Consider the following 19,330-nt stretch of genomic DNA (forward strand, 5'->3'; position numbering starts at 1 on the left):
TTATAATTCTATCTTTTGAACTTCTAATAATAACCTTATATTTATCAATTATTTAATATGACATTTATATAATTCTCTCTAGTAACCTATTAATAATTACTATTGTAAATTAGCTTAATATGGAGCAATCTAGATAAATATTTCTCACTAGTGTTTTATTATTTAAAGTTAAAAATATTAGACTTTGATAATTGCTTTATCTGTCAAAATCTATGTAATCCATTGACTTTATCATAAGAATATATTGTTTTAATAAATGATTCTGAAAAATCTTAATCACTTACCTTTCCATAAGACTTTATTCATTTTAAGATAATATGTTGTAAATTATTGATATTTAGTTTCATATTTTTATAAAGATATTTCTTATATATTCTATACAAATGTTTATAATACGTCTAACAAAAAATGATAATGCCATTGACATAGTTATGAAAATTAGAAATTGATTTAAGTCTGTGTTAACATGTACGTTAACTGATATTATTATATACAGTATTTTTCATACTATATATAATTCTAATGAAATATTGCCAAGTAGAGCCCAAAATTTAAACTGAAAATTAAATAAATACAAATATAGAATAATAAATATATTTAATAATAATGATACTATGATATCATAAGGATGATCAACGGTCATTGTTTTATGGTAAGGGTCAAAGAATCGACGCGTAGCGGTAATGTAATTCAAGTGATAAAATAAACCCAACAAAAAAACTTATATTCTCTGTTGGGTACAATTTTATATAGAAATAATTATTTGGTAGTCCTAACGCGCAGATCATCTGGGATGTTTTCAGACCAAAACATATATTTTCCCAGTATATTCCTTTCATTGATTTCGGAATTTGCTAACATTTCAAATTCTTAAATTTCTTAATAATAGGTGCAGATCTCTTGAGCTTTATTGTATTTCGATCATCATAATAATCATCACTGCTCATATATTATTCCCTTAGCTGTTTTTCAATTTCATAAAGTTGCTCAAAATAATTAAACCCTTCTAGTGCATGTGATTGCTTTAAATTTTCAGGCCTAAGGGTGATATTATTTCAAAGAATTTTCTTCCAATATAAGCCATACAATATAATCTTTTTATATTTTTGACTTTATTATGTCCATCTGTTTGAAGGTAGCCTGAGAATCCTTTAAGAAATTCTTCATCACAAGAGCCAGATCTTGTTTTCTGATAATCATATAGACTTACTGGATTTTCAATGCCTCCAGAGCGATATAGCCACATGAATCTTTTTGAATTCGAATCTTTTCCGCTTTCTTCAATAACCTTCACATATGTTTCATAGGCGTGGATATAATTTTTTTAGGAGTTCCTCTTTCATATAATTAAAGACATGGTAAAGTTCATCAGCGCAATTTATTATCCAATTAGATATTGTCTGTCTTGAAAGGTTAACATCTATCATCTTAAAATATGATTCCTTTCTATAATAATGGCATGGCATATTGATATTTCATGTCCACTACATAAGCTAATAATCCATTTGAGGCCATACTTTTATATAAAAAAGTATTTGGCATTTTTGCAGAAATTATATTGGCTTCATCAGCATCCATTTTGCAATTTTTGCAAGTATATGTATATAAAATATGTTCTTCTATATAAAGTTCTGCTGGCTTATATTTTAAAATTTCTTTTGATTTTTTACCGATTATAACTAAATCCTTCCCACATTTATCACAAAATGTTTGAGATTTATCAAGTTTATGCTCAATTGTAACTCTATCTAGGCCGGATAAATTATCTTTCTTTCCTAAATAAGAATATGATTTTTTTCTTGTATATGTAATATCTTCAATGGAAGGCTCATCTATTTTAAGATCACTGTTTTTTCAGCATCATTAAAAAGTGAGAGCTGCCTTGAATCAACTTATTCACTAGATTGTCCAAAAATTCTTCTATTTTTATTAATAATTTGTCCTTTGAGAAAAGCCAATTCCTTTTTTAAATCATAAATTTCTTTATCCTTAGTTTCAATTTCTTTTTCCATTTCAGAAATCAATAATTTTGTTTTTTCATCAAGTTGATCTTCTAAATCTAAAATATCCATTCCTATACCTCACAACAAATATAGGCATATATTAACACAATACTTTAAATTCCGAAATTTGTAAAAGTTCAAAATTAAGGGCTTATATCAATATTTATTTTAAAAGCTGTTTCTTACTTCAATTGGCTTAAATTTAGACCTAGTTCTAACTTCATATCCCATAAGCAGCCATTTCAATTCTTCTTTATTGATTTTAAGAGCTTCGTCTGGAGTCATTGGCCATTTTAATTCACTATTTTCAAGTCGAAAATAGTACAGCCAGAATCCTTCATCAAAGTGAAGTATCTTAATTCTATTCATTTGTCTATTACAAAAAACAAACAAGGCTTTTTCAAATGGATCCAGCTTTAGCTGAGTTTGCACAATCACGATTAGCCCATCAATGCTTTTTCTCAAATCTGTTATTCCGCAGGCAAGATAAACTGTATTAACTTTATTAAGATTGAACATTTGTAATCAGATCCTTAAGTAAATTACTTAAAACAGCTATTTCATTGGCCGGTACATATATTTTAGCTGTTCCTATTTCAATTATTATATTAGGTCTATCAGCCGGAACTACAGTGATTTCAGTTCTCACTCTTTCTTCTCTCATGGAAATAGCATGAAACTGTAGATTATTATCTCCCTCCTTAAATTTCTTTTTATAATAATAAAATTGACTTTTAGTAATATGATTTGCATTGCATAAATTTCCTAACGTTCCTTCTTAAGAAGAAAAGGCAGCAACGATTTCTCTCCAATTTATATTTTCGTTATTATTCATATAAATAAACCCCCATTGTTAAAATCTATGCTAATCTTAACAAAAGAGGTTTACCTTTATCTATCCGTTAATTTTTTTACGCTTACCTTCAATTGGCTTAAATTTAGACTTAGTTCTAACTTCATATCCCATAAGTAGCCATTTCAATTCTTCTTTGTTAATTTTAAGAACTTCATCTGGAGTCATCGGCCATTTTAATTTACTATTTTCAAGTCGAAAATAGTACAACCAGAATCCTTCCTCAAAGTGGAGGATTTTAATTCTATTCATTTGCCTATTACAAAAGACAAACAAGGTTTTTTCAAACGGATCCAGCTTTAGCTGCGTTTGCACAATAACTACTACTCCATCAATGCTTTTTCGCAAATCTGTTATGCCACATGCAAGATAAACTGTATTAACTTTATTAAGATTGAACATTTGTAATCAGATCCTTAAGAAAATTACTCAAAACAGCTAGGTACATGTATTTTAGCGGCTCCTATTTCTATTATTATATTAGGTCTATCAGTTGGAACTACAGTAATTTCAGTTCTTACTCTTTCTTCTCTCATGGAAATTGCATGAAACTGTAAATTATTATTTTCATTATTAAACTTCTTTTTATAGTAATAGAATTGACTTTTAGTAATGTGATTTATATTGCAGAAATTTCCCAACGTTCCCTCGTAAGAAGAAAAGCCAGCAACAATTTCTCTCCAATTTATATTTTCATTATTATTCATATAAAATAAACCTCCATCGTTAAAATCTATGCTAATTTTAACAATGGTGGCTTGCATTTTCTATCCGTTAATTTTTTTACGCTTACATAGTACCCTATAAGATAGACTTTTATTAAACTTTCTATCCTATAGGGTACATTTTATTTAATTCTATCTTATCTGTTCTTTCTATTTATATATTTAATTTGAACTTACAAATTATAAATTTTCACAAAAACTCGACTCTTTGCAAAGAAATATGACATAGCTTGCCATTTTCTTTAATTTTATAACGCACCAATTCATAGTCTTCATTTAATATTTTAATAAATTTATCCTTGGACGAGCCCTTTATCATTATATTTTATTATTTTTCCTACTTTAATAAAACTTCTATTACCGTAAATTCAACTAACTACAAAAAGGATTATTCCATCTCTTACTTACAAAACAGATAAGATTTTAATTTTATCTTATCTGCGCTGTTTACTTTTAAACTTGCACCTGGAAACTTTTAGATCTCGGTGAGTCGGGTAAATAACTTGTATAGCATTATCACCCGAGTGCTTTCAAAGTCCGAAGTCCTGATGTTACTAGATCTAATTAATACCATTCCTACTAAAGTTGCTCATACTTTTTATCTTTATCGTTAATTCAAACAAACAAAATGCTGCCAAAAATGTAATCATTAAAACTACAATATATAATAAATATGTGCACTGTATACTTATTTGTGTATTATTAAATCTATTTAATATCTGAGCAATAATATTATGATGGGTAAGTATAGCTGCAAAAGAATATTTACTAATAAAGCTTATTAACTTTCTTACACTTTCTAACCTTATGTACTTCGATATATAAATCAAACAAATAAACACTAATGCTCCTGCTAAAAATGCTATATATATATGCGATATATTTAGTGGAACCCCTAATAATATTATTAAACCTATTATACCAACAAGAAACTGATATGATTTTATTTCCTTCATATAAACAGCTAAACTCATACCAAACATAAAATCTAACAATCTAATTAAAGGATTTCTCACCACATCAATTTGAAATAACCTGCCATAATGGCTTGTTAGAAATATATATACTATAATAACAATTCCTAATGTTCGCTTAGGATATTTTAGAAGTAATATTCTTGCTATAGGAAATATCAAATATAAAATTATAATAAATCCAAAAAACCATTCTCCAATCAAATAAAAATTCGGAACTATATAATACAAAAATCCATCCATTCCAACTATAGTAAATACAAAACTCCATCCTTCTGCTGATACAGGAATTCCTCTAATTATAATAGCTAATATTATAAATGTTAATATATATCCAATCCAATATATAGGATAAAGTGTCGTTATCCTTTTCTTTATAAATAGTTCCATATCAAGATTATCCTTATAATTTAACATTAACGCCATTCCTGAAATCATTATAAACAGTGTTATACCTATAGAACCAATATTCTCATTGGCAAAGTTTTGTATCATCACATATTTTGTATTAATATTATGCAAACCTATCTGTACATTAAAATGATATGTAATAATTAACATAACTGATATTGCCCTAATAAAATCTAAATAAAATACTCTTTTTCTCATTCTATTTAACCTAATATCTATTAAGTACATCTATAATATAGTTTAACTTTTCTTCTCCAATATATGGGTATATTGGCAAACTTAATACGGTGTTGCATAATTCTTCGGTTACAGGTAGTGAGTAATGACTTAGTTCGCTGTAAGCTTTTTGCTTATGTATCGGGATTGGATAATGTATAACAGTTGATATACCATTATCTGATAAGTATTTTTGTAATTCATCTCTCTGTTCTGTTCGTATAACATATTGATGCCAGACATTACCTTCATAATATTGTGGTAAAATAATTTTACTATTGTTAATATTCGCTCCATATATTTGTGCAATTTCTTTTCTTTCATTATTCCATTTTTTTAATAGAGGCAATTTAATTCTTAAAATCGCAGCCTGTATTTCATCCAATCTTGCATTAAATCCTTTATACTCATGATAATATTTTTGCTCACTTCCATAATTTTGATACATCCTAATTTTCTTTGCTAACTCATCATTATTAGTTGTTATGCCTCCACCATCTCCAAAAGCACCAATATTCTTACCTGGATAAAAACTAGTTGCAGCAGCATCTCCAAATGTTCCTGTCTGTCTTCCTTTATATGTAGCCCCTTGTGCTTGTGCATTATCCTCAATAACATAAAGGCCATATTTTTTAGCAATTTCCATTATTGCATCCATCTCGCATGCTCTTCCATATAGATGTACTGGCATAATTGCCTTCGTTTTATCTGTGATAGCATTTTCAATCTTCTTAGAATCTATAGTATAGGTATCTATATCAGGATCTACTAATACAACTTTTAAGTCTGCATAACTGGCTGCTAAAGCAGTTGCAATAAAAGTATTTCCTGGAATAATAACCTCCGAACCTTTTGGTATTTCTAGTGATACTAAACTTAAATTTAATGCATCTAAGCCGTTACTAACTCCTATTGCTTCATTTGTTCCTGTAAATTCTGCATATTCTTTTTCAAAACTGTTTACTTCTTCTCCTTGGATAAACCAATTTTTATCTATCACACGTTCCATTGTTTCTGATACTTGTTTTTTTATTTCATTATGAATTCCTGTCATATCATAAGCTGGTATTTTCATCATTGTATTTCTTCCTCCTACTTCTAATTTCTCTTATATCATTAATAATTTGTAATTTCTTATATTCTCCAACGCCTAATTTATTAATAATCCAATTAGACCTAATTCCACTTTTAACAAAATATATTTCTATATTCAATTCTATACCAGTCATAATATCATCTTCTGTATCACCTATAAAGATATCATTATTAGTTAGTTCAATATTTTTACATCTTTTTATATGTTCTGCTTTAGTATACTTATCATGTGGAACTATTACTATATCATCAAAAAAATAAATTAATCCTTCTCGCTCTATTTCATTAATTAAATTTTTTGAATTACTTCTTCTGCTTACTAAAATTAATCTATAATCCTGCTTTAATCTTTCTAATTCACATTTTGTATAATCGAACAGCTTATTATATTGTAAATATTCTTCATTTTCTATACATTGTTTTTTTAGTTCATTCCAATACTTAGCATCTAAATTATCGTGAAATTTTCCATTAATCCATTCTATTTCATTTATTCCTAACCTTTTAATACTCCAAAATTCATCTTCACTTAGAACTTCTTTATATTGGGGTGATATATTTTGAATAAAAAAGGCATATAGCCTTTTCTTATTGCAAGTCAGCGTTCCATCATAATCAATAAAACAATTAGCTTTCATAAAATATTTTCTCCTCAAAATATCTCGTTACTATTGAATTCCACTTTATATTTATTTCCTTTACTCTTTTAATAGAATTTTCATCTTCTATAATCTTTTCAACATATAGTTCTACATAATTATCACTAGCCAACACAGAAGAAATGCTCATTCCTCCAAATCGTGGATTTAACTCAATAAAATATATATTATCGTTTTTATCCTTAATAAATTGAATATTAGAAAAGCCCATTAGAGGGTACTCTTCTAAAATCTTTTTACATACTGAGATTAATGCTTCATCTTTTTCTATTTTGACCTTTGTTGCTACACCAGATTTTATTTCCATTCGTAATCTTGGAATGATTAATATTTCTTCATCTCCATATTTCATTATATCTACTGTATACTCATCGCCTTCGATATATTCCTGTAAGAACTCTTTTTTGGGGTCTATTATTATATTTTCTTTCCAAGAATCTAATATTTCTATTCCCTTACTTCCAACAGATACCTTTTCTCTTTTTATAAGTTTTTGCTTATTTATAGGTATCTCTCCTTCAAATATTTTAGGTATTTTTACGCCAATCTTTTGAACAGCTTTAGACGCTAAGTATTTATCTCTGAATAACTCAATATATTCAACTTCTGGAATTAGAACCTTTACTCCTGCTTTTTCTATCTGATTTTTATGTTTGGAAATTTGATATATTTCTTCATCGTGAATAGGAATAATTACCTTTACATTTTCTCTCTTTATAATATCTACTATCTCTTCTATATATTTTTCATCACTACTTAAAGAAACTTTATAGTATTCATCAACCATCATGCTTCCAGCTGTATATCCATACTCATTGATATCACAACCAATAATTTCATATCTTCTCTTTAAAAGTTTAATAAAATTTACTGCAGTTGAACTTCCAATAGATGTAATTAGTATACTTTTCATTTATTAACACTCCTTTTATATGTTACAAATTCATCATAGCTATAAATATAATCTTCTGTATCATATATATCACTTGCTAATACGACTAGTACACAATCAGAAGAAAATTTACTCATTTCTCTCCAAATAGGTTTATTTATATATAATCCTTCATGATTGTTATCCAAATGAATCACTTCTTTTTCATCACCATTGTCCACCATAAAGTCACAAGATCCACTCATGCAAATCACCATTTGTTGTAACTTTTTATGTGCATGCTTTCCCCTAACCACATTTTCACTAGTGTTAAATATATAATATAACCTTTTTACTACGAATGGAATTTCTTTAAAATTTTCTATTGCAATTAATGACCCTCTATGATCTCCATGAATTTCAAATTTTATTTTTTGTACTCCCTCTATCATTTCTTTAATCTCCTATATAATTTTGTTAACTTTCTGTCTATCCACTTCATTAACTTTCTTAAATTATGTCTATCAATAAAGTTATTTATCTTCTGCTGATATTTGTAACTTCGAGAATTTACTATTCTATAGTAGTCATTAATTTCAGTAAAATACTCATTATTTACTGAATATATACTTTCATTTTCTGGATTACTCATATAATATGAAAATATGCTATACTTAGGTATAATTTCATTATTTTCGTTCATAATTAATGAATTTAATACATATATCTCATTATTTATAACTATTTTCATTCCTATATCAAGTTCTTCTTTTGTTCTAATATAAAAATCACCAGTATTATTGTTATCTTCTATATGCCACTCATTATTTGTAACTGCCCATATATTATCAATTATTTTATTTGAAGTGCTAATACTTATATTCTTTACATTTATATTAGTAAGAAACTTTACCCGCCTCACTATTTTATCATTATTTTCAATTAAAAATATATTTGATTTATTCTTAATTCTGAATGGATCATATTTGTACCTTATATTAAAATATCCTGAATAATACATATCAGTTTTGTCTTCTACAAAATTAATAAGTAACTGTCGTAAATTTTTAGGATTTCCCCTAGATACCACTAGTAAATTAGAATAAGCTTGCATCAGCCTGGATTCTTCTTCTTCCTTACACAATATAACTACCTTATTTTTTGTTGCATTATTAAAAAATGCTTTATTATTTAACATATATTCTAATGAATCACTTTGAGTTATACATATTGTTTCTTCGTTAATGTCCTCAATATTAGTAGATATTTCAAAGTTATCTGGCTCTCTTTTCAATTCCTCTTCTCTAAACTTATCTACATTCCCACATACAACTACACTTATTTTTTTATCTAATTTTCCTTCTAATGCAATCACCTTATTTAACATTCCTATTTCATTATAATATTTAGCTAATGTACTCTTTAATATATTGTACTCGTACCCCTCATTTAACATATATTCACAGTAATCTATAACTAATATTCTGAGCAGTCTGCAAAATTCCATATTATATATTAAACTTCCCAAAAACTCCGTAATATACATTTCTTTGTCATTACTCTCTTCTATGGTTTTCATAAAAGTATTTGAAAAAACTACTCGTCTCAATGTTGCATAAAATTCATGTCTTGCTTGTATAATTCTTGTCTGAGCACTACTAAAATTTTGATTATGTATCCTATAATTACAGCATGCTTGTTTATTATAAATAAAGTCCCCTTTTAAACTCAAAAATAACCATAATTCATAATCTTGAAGTTTATCATTATTATATCCCCAAAACTTTATCACTTCATCTTTGTTTACCTCATTTAAATTTATTACTGAAGATGGTGCACAAAGCATATTTCCTTTAAATAATCTAAAAAATAAATTTCTTCTATTTAAACTAGAAATTTGTTTATGATCGAATAATACATAATCTGGAATATCAATATCTTCTGAATCAATATAATTCACTTTACCAAATGCAACAATTGCTCTTTCCTTTTCCAATGCTTCTATTTGTCTTCTTAAATAGTCATTTTCCCATATGTCATCTTGACCAATCATTGCTATATATTTACCATTAACTTTTTTTGTTAAATTATATAAGTTATTGCCTACACCTTTATTACTCTCATTTTCATACACTCTAATTTTATCTAAAAACTTCTTTTCTAATTCTTTCACAATACTGAGCGTGCCATCTGTCGACTTATCATCGGCAATTAAAATTTCAATATCTTTATATGTTTGATTCAATATAGAATTAATAGTTTTTATGATATATTTTTCCCCATTATATACTGGCAGTAATACACTACACTTCCCCATTAATACTCTCCCTCCTTTGTTATCATAAATATAACTTCATGTCCCTTATTTTCTGAAAGTAATGATATTTTAATTCCTGTCAATCCTTCTAATATGCTACTATTAGTATTCATTATAATAGGAACATTATATAAATGCTTTTTATAACTCTCATTGATTATCTTTCCATACTCTCTCTCAAATGGAATATATACTGTTGATATATTATGTGCTGATAAATAGTATAATGGCAAACGTTTCATGCATCTCATTATAAATTCGGCTTCATGCATATTCGTTATTTCTCCACACAATTGAATATTATATTTTCCATTTTCATTATTCACATTTTCTAACCAGCTCTTAAATTCTGGTAATTCTAATGGATATTTAAATTCATCGTAGACTGAAAAAAATTCTGTTTCTACTAAATATGGTATATTTCTATCTAACTTAACAATCGGATTTTCTCCATACATTAAATAAAATTCTTCATTGGTCTTTAATCTTTCTACATGTCCTGATAATTTTTGATCTAAGCTAGCTGCTGTACTAGCCTCATGAATTCTCCAACCATAGTTATATCCTTGGATATGTTTCACTTGTATATCTTTCCCTTTAAATTGATGTACGTATTGTAAATATATATATATATCGAATATTGAACTATATTTATCAATATCTTTATTACAATTTAATATATGTCTAACTATTTCACTTTTATATACTGTAACATGATGTGTATAAAAATACATTGTAGAACTTAAAATATCATATGAAGGCTTACTAAAAAAATCTTGCTTCTTATTAGCACACAATTTATATTCATTAGTATAAATTATATCTAAATTATCTTCAGCTCTAATTGTATTGAGTACCTCTTCAGGATCAAATATATCATCATGATCTAAAATACAACAGTACTTACCTTGAGCATTTATAAAACCTGCCTTATAACTCTCCATAATTCCTAAATTCTTATTATTACGCACTATCTTTATATAATCTCTTTCTTCTATTAAAGATTTTAATAGAAATTCCAATTCTAAGTTTGAGGGTGAATCATTCACAAATATTAATTCTAAATCTCTAATATTATCTGCCTTGATTTCTATTTCTCTTATTAAATCCTCAAGAAAATTTTTAGGCGTATTATATAAAGGTGTAATAATAGATAATATTTTTTCCATAAAAAACCTTCCTTAATGTATTTTTTTACATACCCACTCATACAGCTTCCATATTCGGGTCTGCTTTATTGTTTTAATTTCATTTTCCACTCTATTCAGCTCTGATTCTATTTCTTTTAACTTTATATCTTTATTTACCAGTTGATCATCCCTATCAGCTATTATTTTTAGATTTTCCTCTCTTATTCTCTCCACCTCAGCCATTAGTTCTTTACGTTCTCCCTGAATATAATCCACTCCCATATCAACAAACTTTTCAATTTTATGTCTTTTCTCTGACTCCAGTAAAATACGATTATTTTTAGCTATTAGATTCCGTATAACTTCTAATATACTTATTTCCATTTCATAAATATTAAATTCTATTCTTATATTACTTATTTGTTCTAGGTTTATATTATTGAATACTATTTGTGGATCATCTGTTTCAAAAAGAAGTATATTATCTAAAACATATTTAGCATTACTTATAAAATCAATTTCAGTAATTGCTTTGTCTTCTTTATATGCATATATATTATTAACTTTCATTACACAAGCCCTATCCAATGGATCTACTCTTAAATTTAAAAGATCATCTTCTATAGGCAATACCAATATGTTTTCCTGTTCATTAAATTCTTCATATTCTACTCTATACGAATCAACCTCTGAAAATCCTTTTCCTTTATCCTGAAAAACCTGTGCTGAATTGTATCTTAGCTTTTTTTCTTCAAGTAACTCATTAATATCAAAAACATTATTCTTTTGAAGTGAATATAAAGAATATATATTATAATGATCTTTATTTACATACTTTAAAAATTCATTTTCCATATTATTGTAATTTATTATTTCTTCTGCAGTAATACCTAGTATTTGAAATAGAGTAGGTAAAAAATGTTCTAGTTTTGTAATCCATCTATTTAAATAATTATTTAAATTTCTATATATTACATATTTAACCGGCATAGGAAAATTAAACACCCACTCATAATCCAAAATATAAATCTTATTACTAATTATAATATTATCCATACTTAAATCGATATTAGTAACATCTAATGTTTCTTGCATATCAGAAAATTTTACTTCTCCAAAAATATCTATAAATTCATTTGTTACTTCAAAAACCTTCTTAATCTGACTACCTTCTAAATAATTTTTAAATTTTTGCGCAATTTCTATTATCCCGTTTAAATTTTCTTCTTTAACAAGACGATCAATTTTATTTGCTAGAGTTTCTCCTTCTATATAATCAAATATTAATATACCATCTTTATATTCAACCTTATTAATTTCAATATTAGGATTATTATTTTTTTGCTTTAACAGTAAATAGTTCTCATAAATATTGTTAATATGCTTTTCAGCTCTATTATCCATGCCTACTTTCTCAACGACTTTTCTGTTATCAGCCTCTTTATATATACTAGTTCTAATATTAAAATTTGAATTTCTATCATTTGAATATCTAGTATAAATCATTTGCCTCATATTAATTATTTCCTTTCTCTACAATAATTAGATAAGAATTTGAATAGATTGGGAATAATTGATTTCTAATAATCATGTTATATACTTTACTTTCATCGAATAATTTAATTCTATCCATATCAAAATTTCTCATGTTGTCTGTCAATTCACCTTCATTAGGCAAGTAATCATCAGAATATATTGTATTAGGAAATTTATAATCAGGATATGGATAATAAAAACTATAATCCTTTATATCTAGCTTTTTAAACATATTTTCAATTTCATTTTTAGTAAATGTTTTTACACCTTTAGTATTTGAATAGTCTTCTAATCCCTCAAAAAACATATCCACATGATCTTCTTTGCATCCAGCCCAATATTTCATTCCCATTTTATTTTCTATGGCAATGATTAACTTTCCCTTATTATCTAATTTCTCGTAAAGTTGTTTAAGTAAGCATTCATAAGGTTCTTCTTGATTTATATAACTTTGAGCATACTCAAACACGCCTATTAATGTTATATAATCATATTTGTCCGAAATTTTAATGTCTTCAAAATTCCCCACTCTAATTTCTATATTTTCCTTATCTTTATTCCTATAAGCATTTATCAAACTTCTTTTTTTGGACAACTCTATACATGTTACATGTTTTGCCTTTTCAGCTAATACTCCTGTTATTGCTCCACATCCTGCTCCAACTTCTAATACTCTATCATCTTTTGTAAATGGTATCCATTCAATAATATTTTCTCTAATATTAGATAAATGATATAAGATAGGCCATTTTTTTTTCTGCATAATTATGTTATTAAATTCATCTGTTGTATTATTTTTTACTATAACTAATAATTCATCTTCTATTTCACCATCGCTATATATATCTTTTCCAGTATAATACTCATAATCTAAAAGTACTTTCCCTATATATTCCTTCATTTTTATCTCCTCTTGTACAACAATTTTATAAGACTTCAACCATACATCCCATATCATAATATCCAACTGTGTTTTTATGAGATATGACAGATATATTACAAATATCATATAGTCTATGATAAACAGTAAATTCACCATTTCTAAATCCAGTGCATCCTAGTGCTAATAAGTATTCTCCACCTTGAAGATTCATTTTTTGAGTAAATGTAATTTCCTTTATCTCTCCAGCTTTAATTATACTTATATTAACTTTTTCTAGCATTGTATTGGTGCCTGTTATTTCTGTTCCTTTTAAATCCTTAATAGTAAATGCAAAAATCGGTTCTTCTATCTCCTCCCCAAATCTTACTTTCATCTTCACTTTAAATTCACTGTATTTCATTAGGTTATTCGTTATATTATTATATTCATCAATTATTGCAAAATCTATAATTTCCGCTAATTTACTTCCATATTCAACTTTGTCTGGATTAACAATTAAGGAATCATTCCATTTACCTTCTATTTGATTATTTTCGACTTTTTGTTGTTTTTCTTTTCCTGCATCTAATTGATTAACCAATATTTTTTTATACATATCTATTATTTCTTTAGGTTTTCCCTCAGCTACTTTTTTACCACTATCCAACAGAATTACCTTATCACAATATTTTGCAATACTACTCAAATCATGACTTACCATCAAAATAGTTTTACCTAACTTCTTAAAATCCTCAAATTTCCTAAAACATTTTGACTGAAAAAACACATCACCTACTGATAAAGCTTCATCTACAATTAATATTTCTGGGTCAATATTAATTGCCACTGCAAAAGCTAATCGTACAAACATACCACTTGAATAAGTTTTTACAGGCTGATTAATAAAGTCACCTATATCTGCAAAATTTATTATATCCTCAAGCCTATCATCTATTTCCTGACGCGTAAAGCCAATCATAGTACCATTTAAATAAATATTTTCTATTCCTGTATACTCCATATTAAATCCTGCACCTAGTTCTAATAGTGCCGATATTCTTCCTGATATAAATACATCACCCGTGGTTTGTTTGAGTACTCCTGTAATGATTTTTAAGATTGTAGACTTTCCAGAACCATTCTTACCTATAATTCCTACTGTCTGGCCTTTTTTTATTTCAAAATTGATATTGCTTAATGCATAATGTTTTTTATGATATTCTTTTCTCTTTCCTAAAGCTTCTTTTAATCTATCTATTTGCTTATCATACAGTTTATATATTTTACTTACATCTTTTACTTTTATAGATATATTTGTCATGATCTATAATACCTCTTTCTATATAACATCAGAAAAATGGATTTTTAACTTTTTAAACACCACTACTCCTAGCACAAATAACATGCCTACTATGCTCCAGAAATAGAATGTTTCTATGGTTCTTCGCCAAAACCATACATGATTAATTAGGGAATCTCTGTACCCTTGTACTACATAAAACATAGGATTAATCATAAAAATCCACTTCAAATTTTTTGGGATTATATCTACACTCCACATTATTGGAGTTAACCATACACCAATTTGAAGTAATATTCCTATTATTTGGGCTAAATCTCTAAAAAATATAACAATTGAACACGTTGAATAAGCTATTGCTAAAACAAATACACACATACAGAATGTATAATAAATTGTTTGTAGTGTATATAAATTAAATGCATATCCATAACATTCATATAAAACAATCGCAAATATTAGAAAAAAAACATGCACAAAAAATGCAGAAACCACCTTAACTACTGGTAAAATGCTTATTTCAAATACTACTTTCTTTACTAAATAACTATATTCAAGCATACTATTGGTTGCACATTGAAGCGCATCCGAAAAGAAAAACCACGGTACCAATCCTGCAATTAACCAAAGCACAAAAGGAAAATTTCCCATAGGTGTAGCTCTTAAACCTATTTGAAAAACAAACCAATAAACTAATACTGTAATAACTGGCTGTATAAATGCCCAAATAACTCCTAAATATGAGCCTGCATATTTTGTCTTAAAATCATTTTTAGCTAAATTCCATATAAGAAATCTATTGGTTTTCACTTCTAAAACCAATGATAATAAACTTCTATATATTTTAGCTAAAATTAATATTGTAATATTTGTAATTAAACAAAGAGCTATTTTAAATGCTAAATTAATAAAATTGAAATTTTCATTTAATGTGCTAATACTATTTTTATCTAAATTAATGTACACATAAGGATCACTACCATCCGTATTTATAATAATATTCTCACTTTGTTTTGTTAAACTTTGTATCTGATTTTTATCTTCTGAATTTATTATACTTTCAAAATTAATACTAACACTCTTCCAAAAACTTTCCAAACTTATCTTTGAAAGTTTTATTTGTGCTGGTTGATTTCCTAAATCTAATCTTATTTGCTTTGTATCTTTAGGAATTGTAAATTTAAGTTCTTCTTCTTTTCCTAACTCTTCATAACTTGCTTTTACTGATCTTTCCTCACTTATCTCCATGTCTGTTCCATAAAATACTTGATATATATCTTGTTTATCAGATATCACATTATAAGATAAAGTAATACTGTCATATACCAAATTACATTCTTTAAGTATCAATGTATTGAAAATAACTATGATGATAAATAATAATACTAATTTAATGACTCTTTTTTTATTCATATTCCTATCACTTTCTATTTTCTATAGTATGTTTATCTCAATTAAATATCTATTAACTGCATTTTTCCATCCTGGTAACAAATTAAATCCATTTTGATTCAATTTTCTCTTTGACATTCTAGAATTAAAAGGTCTAATTGCCTTAGCCTCATATTCACTTGTTGGTATATGATTAACTTTACATGTTAATCTAGCTTGCTTCATAATTTCCTCTGCAAACTCTGCCCATGAGCAAAATCCTTCATTGGTTGCATTATAAACACCATATTTTTCGGAAGCAGCCATATCACACAAAAGTGGTGCTAAATCTGCAGTATATGTTGGACTTCCTATTTGATCACATACTACATTTAAACTCTCTTTTTCTTTTCCCAGTCTAAGCATAGTCTTAATGAAATTACTTCCATTAACACCAAATACCCAAGATATCCTCACTATAAAATATTTATCTAATATTTCTTGTACTTTTAGCTCACCTTCATATTTTGTTTTACCATAAACAGAATGTGGTTCTATATTTCCATCTACTTCAAAAGGTTCATCACCTTTTCCACTAAACACATAATCTGTAGATATATAAATCATCTTAGTGTCTGTCTCTTTGCAAGCCTTTGCTATATTTTCTGTACCATTTACATTTACCTTAAAACATAGTTCTTCTTCATCTTCCGCTCTATCTACTGCAGTATATGCTGCGCAATGTACAACACATTCAGGTCTCAAGCTTAAAATATATTCATAAGTAGCATCACTATCTGTTATGTCCAAATCTTTTATATCAATTCCTAAACATTCTATATTTCTTTTTTTTAATTCCCTTACAACATCAAATCCCAACTGTCCATTTACTCCAGTAACTAAAATCATTTTTATTCTCCTTTATAATATGACTTTTACTTCTGAATTTTTATATTATTCCTTTTTGGGTTAACTTAATAATAAATTTATATATACTATTAGGAATAAAAGGTAAAAAACATTCTATCAATATAGAAATCCTGTGGAACTTTCTATATTTTATCATAATCTTTAAACAATCCAGTGACGGCTTAAAGAAATAACTTTTTCTTGCTTCCAGCCAAATCAAAGTATCATCTATAATTTTTTCAATTTCATTATTTGTAAATCTTTTTTTTAAAGATTCATATCTGTAAATAAACTCTTCTATTCTTTTCTGACAATAAGTTTTTTTATCATATACATCCTTTAAAATTCCAGTTTGATTAAAACTATGTTGCCTATATTTCACTAGTGGTTTATTTATAAACTCTATTTTTCCATTTATAGCAGCTATAATCGCTATCCACTGATCATGAATTAATGTATCCTCAAATGGAATAGCTTTTTGAGCGATCTCCTTTCTAACCATCATTGCACATCCGGTAACAAAATTAGTCATAAGCAAATCTTTTGCCAAATTATATCCTGATTTATATACAATTCTCTTTCTTATATCTGTAATACTATCAGCTGTTTTATTTCCACTTTCATCAATTATTGAAAGATCACTGCATACAAGTGTAACCTCTTTTTCTTGTAACTTTTCTAACATTGATGATATTTTATTGTATTCCCAAATATCATCTTGATCGCAATATGCAAAAAAATCCCCCTTAGCTATTTTGGTAAGTTCTTCAAAAGCTTTATTTGAACCTTTATTTTCAATTCCTCGTATTAATTTATATGAAAACTTTGTAATATATTTTTTTATAATCTCCTCATTTATCTGGAAATCAGGGCAGTCATCATAAACTAACAGCTCAATATTTTCATATGTTTGTTCATTCAGCGAAATCAGCTGTTCTATAAGCCAATTATTATTTGGTTTATAGACAGCTAATAATATAGATACTAATGGCTTATATGTTGCTGTTGAAAACCTATCTGCTTCCATACATTTTCTCATAGTAACTTGCATATTCACCACTAATTATATTTTCCCACCAAGATTTATTATCTAAATACCACTTAATGGTCTTTTTGATCCCTTCATCAAATGTTGTTGTTGGAAGCCATCCAAGTTCACTATGAATCTTTGTAGGATCTATAGCATAACGCATGTCATGACCTTTTCTATCTCCAACATATTTAATAAGTTCTTCTGATTTTCCTAATTCATGAATTATAGTTTTAACAACTTCTAAATTTGTTCTTTCATTATGCCCACCAATATTATATACTTCACCAACTTTTCCATTGTGGATAATTAAATCTATTGCACTGCAATGGTCTTCAACATATAACCAGTCACGCACATTTTCACCACTTCCATATACAGGTAATTCTTTATCATTCAATACATTTGCTATCATAAGAGGAATTAATTTCTCTGGAAAATGATATGGTCCATAATTATTAGAACAACGAGAAATTGTAGACGGAACATTAAAGGTTCTATAATATGCTCCAACTAAAAGATCTGCTGATGCTTTACTCGCAGAATATGGGCTTGATGTATGTAATGGTGTTTCTTCTGTAAAGAAAAGATCCGGTCTGTCTAAAGGCAAATCTCCATAAACTTCATCTGTAGATACTTGATGATATCTTTTTATACCATATTTTCTACAGGCATCAAGTAGTACTTGTGTCCCTATAACATTAGTTTTTAAGAATATTTCCGGATTTTCTATAGATCTATCTACATGGCTTTCTGCAGCAAAGTTTACTATAATATCTGGATTTTCCTTTTCAAACATTTCATAAACTGCTTCTCTATCAGCTATATCTATTTTATAAAAATTAAAATTAGAATTATCCTTAACTGATGCTAATGTTTCCATATTTCCGGCATAAGTTAAAGCATCCACACATATTATTTTATAATCATTATATTTTTTAAGTATATAATGTACAAAGTTTCCACCTATAAACCCCGCACCGCCTGTTACAACTATCTTCATAACATACTCTCCTTAATATTCATATTATATTTATTAAATTATTTATATTCTTGGTTATACATTTT

At 27.2% G+C, this 19,330-nt stretch carries 20 protein-coding genes and 2 pseudogenes; all 22 read right to left on the reverse strand.

Annotation, left to right across the window (positions count from 1 at the left end):
• Window positions 1-1,024: 1,024 nt before the first annotated feature.
• A pseudogene (locus tag CLCHR_RS16890) lies at window positions 1,025-1,466 on the reverse strand (IS66 family transposase).
• Window positions 1,447-1,578: a hypothetical protein gene (locus CLCHR_RS25495; RefSeq protein WP_278337013.1), complete on the reverse strand. Its 132-nt coding sequence runs from the start codon at window positions 1,576-1,578 to the stop codon at window positions 1,447-1,449. Before CLCHR_RS25495 ends, CLCHR_RS16890 begins: the two are co-directional and overlap by 20 nt.
• A gap of 63 nt (window positions 1,579-1,641) precedes the next feature.
• A pseudogene (locus CLCHR_RS25600) lies at window positions 1,642-1,836 on the reverse strand (IS66 family transposase zinc-finger binding domain-containing protein); the annotation flags it as partial.
• A 56-nt stretch (window positions 1,837-1,892) separates the two neighbouring features.
• Complete coding sequence (locus tag CLCHR_RS25270; RefSeq protein ID WP_242966139.1) at window positions 1,893-2,072, reverse strand: hypothetical protein; 180 nt, start codon at window positions 2,070-2,072, stop codon at window positions 1,893-1,895.
• A 99-nt stretch (window positions 2,073-2,171) separates the two neighbouring features.
• Window positions 2,172-2,522 (reverse strand): IS66 family insertion sequence element accessory protein TnpB, encoded by a 351-nt coding sequence (gene tnpB, locus CLCHR_RS16900; RefSeq protein WP_079440998.1) that lies wholly within the window; start codon window positions 2,520-2,522, stop codon window positions 2,172-2,174.
• Window positions 2,509-2,667, reverse strand: a complete 159-nt coding sequence (locus tag CLCHR_RS25275; RefSeq protein ID WP_242966140.1) for a hypothetical protein — start codon at window positions 2,665-2,667, stop codon at window positions 2,509-2,511. The genes tnpB (CLCHR_RS16900) and CLCHR_RS25275 overlap by 14 nt, the downstream gene beginning before the upstream one ends.
• 231 nt (window positions 2,668-2,898) lie before the next feature.
• Window positions 2,899-3,258 carry an IS66 family insertion sequence element accessory protein TnpB gene (gene tnpB / locus CLCHR_RS16910; RefSeq protein ID WP_079440999.1) on the reverse strand — a complete coding sequence of 120 codons (360 nt, stop codon included), beginning with the start codon at window positions 3,256-3,258 and terminating at the stop codon, window positions 2,899-2,901.
• 23 nt (window positions 3,259-3,281) lie between these two features.
• Window positions 3,282-3,563, reverse strand: coding sequence for an IS66 family insertion sequence element accessory protein TnpA (gene tnpA / locus CLCHR_RS16915; RefSeq protein WP_242966141.1), 282 nt, complete (start codon window positions 3,561-3,563; stop codon window positions 3,282-3,284).
• A gap of 578 nt (window positions 3,564-4,141) precedes the next feature.
• Complete coding sequence (locus tag CLCHR_RS16920) at window positions 4,142-5,194, reverse strand: acyltransferase family protein (RefSeq protein WP_079441000.1); 1,053 nt, start codon at window positions 5,192-5,194, stop codon at window positions 4,142-4,144.
• Complete coding sequence (locus CLCHR_RS16925; protein WP_341456919.1) at window positions 5,175-6,260, reverse strand: DegT/DnrJ/EryC1/StrS family aminotransferase; 1,086 nt, start codon at window positions 6,258-6,260, stop codon at window positions 5,175-5,177. Before CLCHR_RS16925 ends, CLCHR_RS16920 begins: the two co-directional genes overlap by 20 nt.
• Complete coding sequence (locus CLCHR_RS16930; protein WP_079441001.1) at window positions 6,238-6,915, reverse strand: HAD family hydrolase; 678 nt, start codon at window positions 6,913-6,915, stop codon at window positions 6,238-6,240. The genes CLCHR_RS16925 and CLCHR_RS16930 overlap by 23 nt, the downstream gene beginning before the upstream one ends.
• Window positions 6,905-7,849: an ATP-grasp domain-containing protein gene (locus CLCHR_RS16935; protein WP_079441002.1), complete on the reverse strand. Its 945-nt coding sequence runs from the start codon at window positions 7,847-7,849 to the stop codon at window positions 6,905-6,907. Before CLCHR_RS16935 ends, CLCHR_RS16930 begins: the two co-directional genes overlap by 11 nt.
• The gene (locus tag CLCHR_RS16940) at window positions 7,846-8,259 is read right to left on the reverse strand and encodes a sugar 3,4-ketoisomerase (protein ID WP_079441003.1); all 414 of its coding nucleotides are present in this window, start codon (window positions 8,257-8,259) and stop codon (window positions 7,846-7,848) included. The genes CLCHR_RS16935 and CLCHR_RS16940 overlap by 4 nt, the downstream gene beginning before the upstream one ends.
• Complete coding sequence (locus CLCHR_RS16945; RefSeq protein ID WP_079441004.1) at window positions 8,256-10,124, reverse strand: glycosyltransferase; 1,869 nt, start codon at window positions 10,122-10,124, stop codon at window positions 8,256-8,258. The genes CLCHR_RS16940 and CLCHR_RS16945 overlap by 4 nt, the downstream gene beginning before the upstream one ends.
• On the reverse strand, window positions 10,124-11,293 hold the full coding sequence (locus CLCHR_RS16950) for a glycosyltransferase (RefSeq protein WP_079441005.1): 1,170 nt from the start codon (window positions 11,291-11,293) through the stop codon (window positions 10,124-10,126). The genes CLCHR_RS16945 and CLCHR_RS16950 overlap by 1 nt, the downstream gene beginning before the upstream one ends.
• Before the next feature lie 12 nt (window positions 11,294-11,305).
• Window positions 11,306-12,769, reverse strand: coding sequence for a hypothetical protein (locus CLCHR_RS16955; protein WP_079441006.1), 1,464 nt, complete (start codon window positions 12,767-12,769; stop codon window positions 11,306-11,308).
• A 1-nt stretch (window position 12,770) separates the two neighbouring features.
• Window positions 12,771-13,691, reverse strand: a complete 921-nt coding sequence (locus CLCHR_RS16960) for a class I SAM-dependent methyltransferase (RefSeq protein ID WP_079441007.1) — start codon at window positions 13,689-13,691, stop codon at window positions 12,771-12,773.
• 25 nt (window positions 13,692-13,716) lie between these two features.
• On the reverse strand, window positions 13,717-14,973 hold the full coding sequence (locus tag CLCHR_RS16965) for an ABC transporter ATP-binding protein (protein WP_079441008.1): 1,257 nt from the start codon (window positions 14,971-14,973) through the stop codon (window positions 13,717-13,719).
• Window positions 14,974-14,991: 18 nt separating this feature from the next.
• Window positions 14,992-16,365 (reverse strand): ABC transporter permease, encoded by a 1,374-nt coding sequence (locus CLCHR_RS16970; RefSeq protein WP_079441009.1) that lies wholly within the window; start codon window positions 16,363-16,365, stop codon window positions 14,992-14,994.
• Window positions 16,366-16,386: 21 nt separating this feature from the next.
• Entirely contained in the window at window positions 16,387-17,232 is an 846-nt protein-coding gene (gene rfbD / locus CLCHR_RS16975) for a dTDP-4-dehydrorhamnose reductase (protein WP_079441010.1), read from the reverse strand.
• 40 nt (window positions 17,233-17,272) lie between these two features.
• Window positions 17,273-18,271, reverse strand: coding sequence for a glycosyltransferase (locus CLCHR_RS16980; RefSeq protein WP_242966142.1), 999 nt, complete (start codon window positions 18,269-18,271; stop codon window positions 17,273-17,275).
• Complete coding sequence (gene rfbB, locus CLCHR_RS16985; protein ID WP_079441012.1) at window positions 18,246-19,265, reverse strand: dTDP-glucose 4,6-dehydratase; 1,020 nt, start codon at window positions 19,263-19,265, stop codon at window positions 18,246-18,248. The genes CLCHR_RS16980 and rfbB overlap by 26 nt, the downstream gene beginning before the upstream one ends.
• Between the last annotated feature and the right edge of the window lie 65 nt (window positions 19,266-19,330).

It is taken from the genome of Clostridium chromiireducens, from assembly GCF_002029255.1.
Classification (GTDB): domain Bacteria; phylum Bacillota; class Clostridia; order Clostridiales; family Clostridiaceae; genus Clostridium; species Clostridium chromiireducens.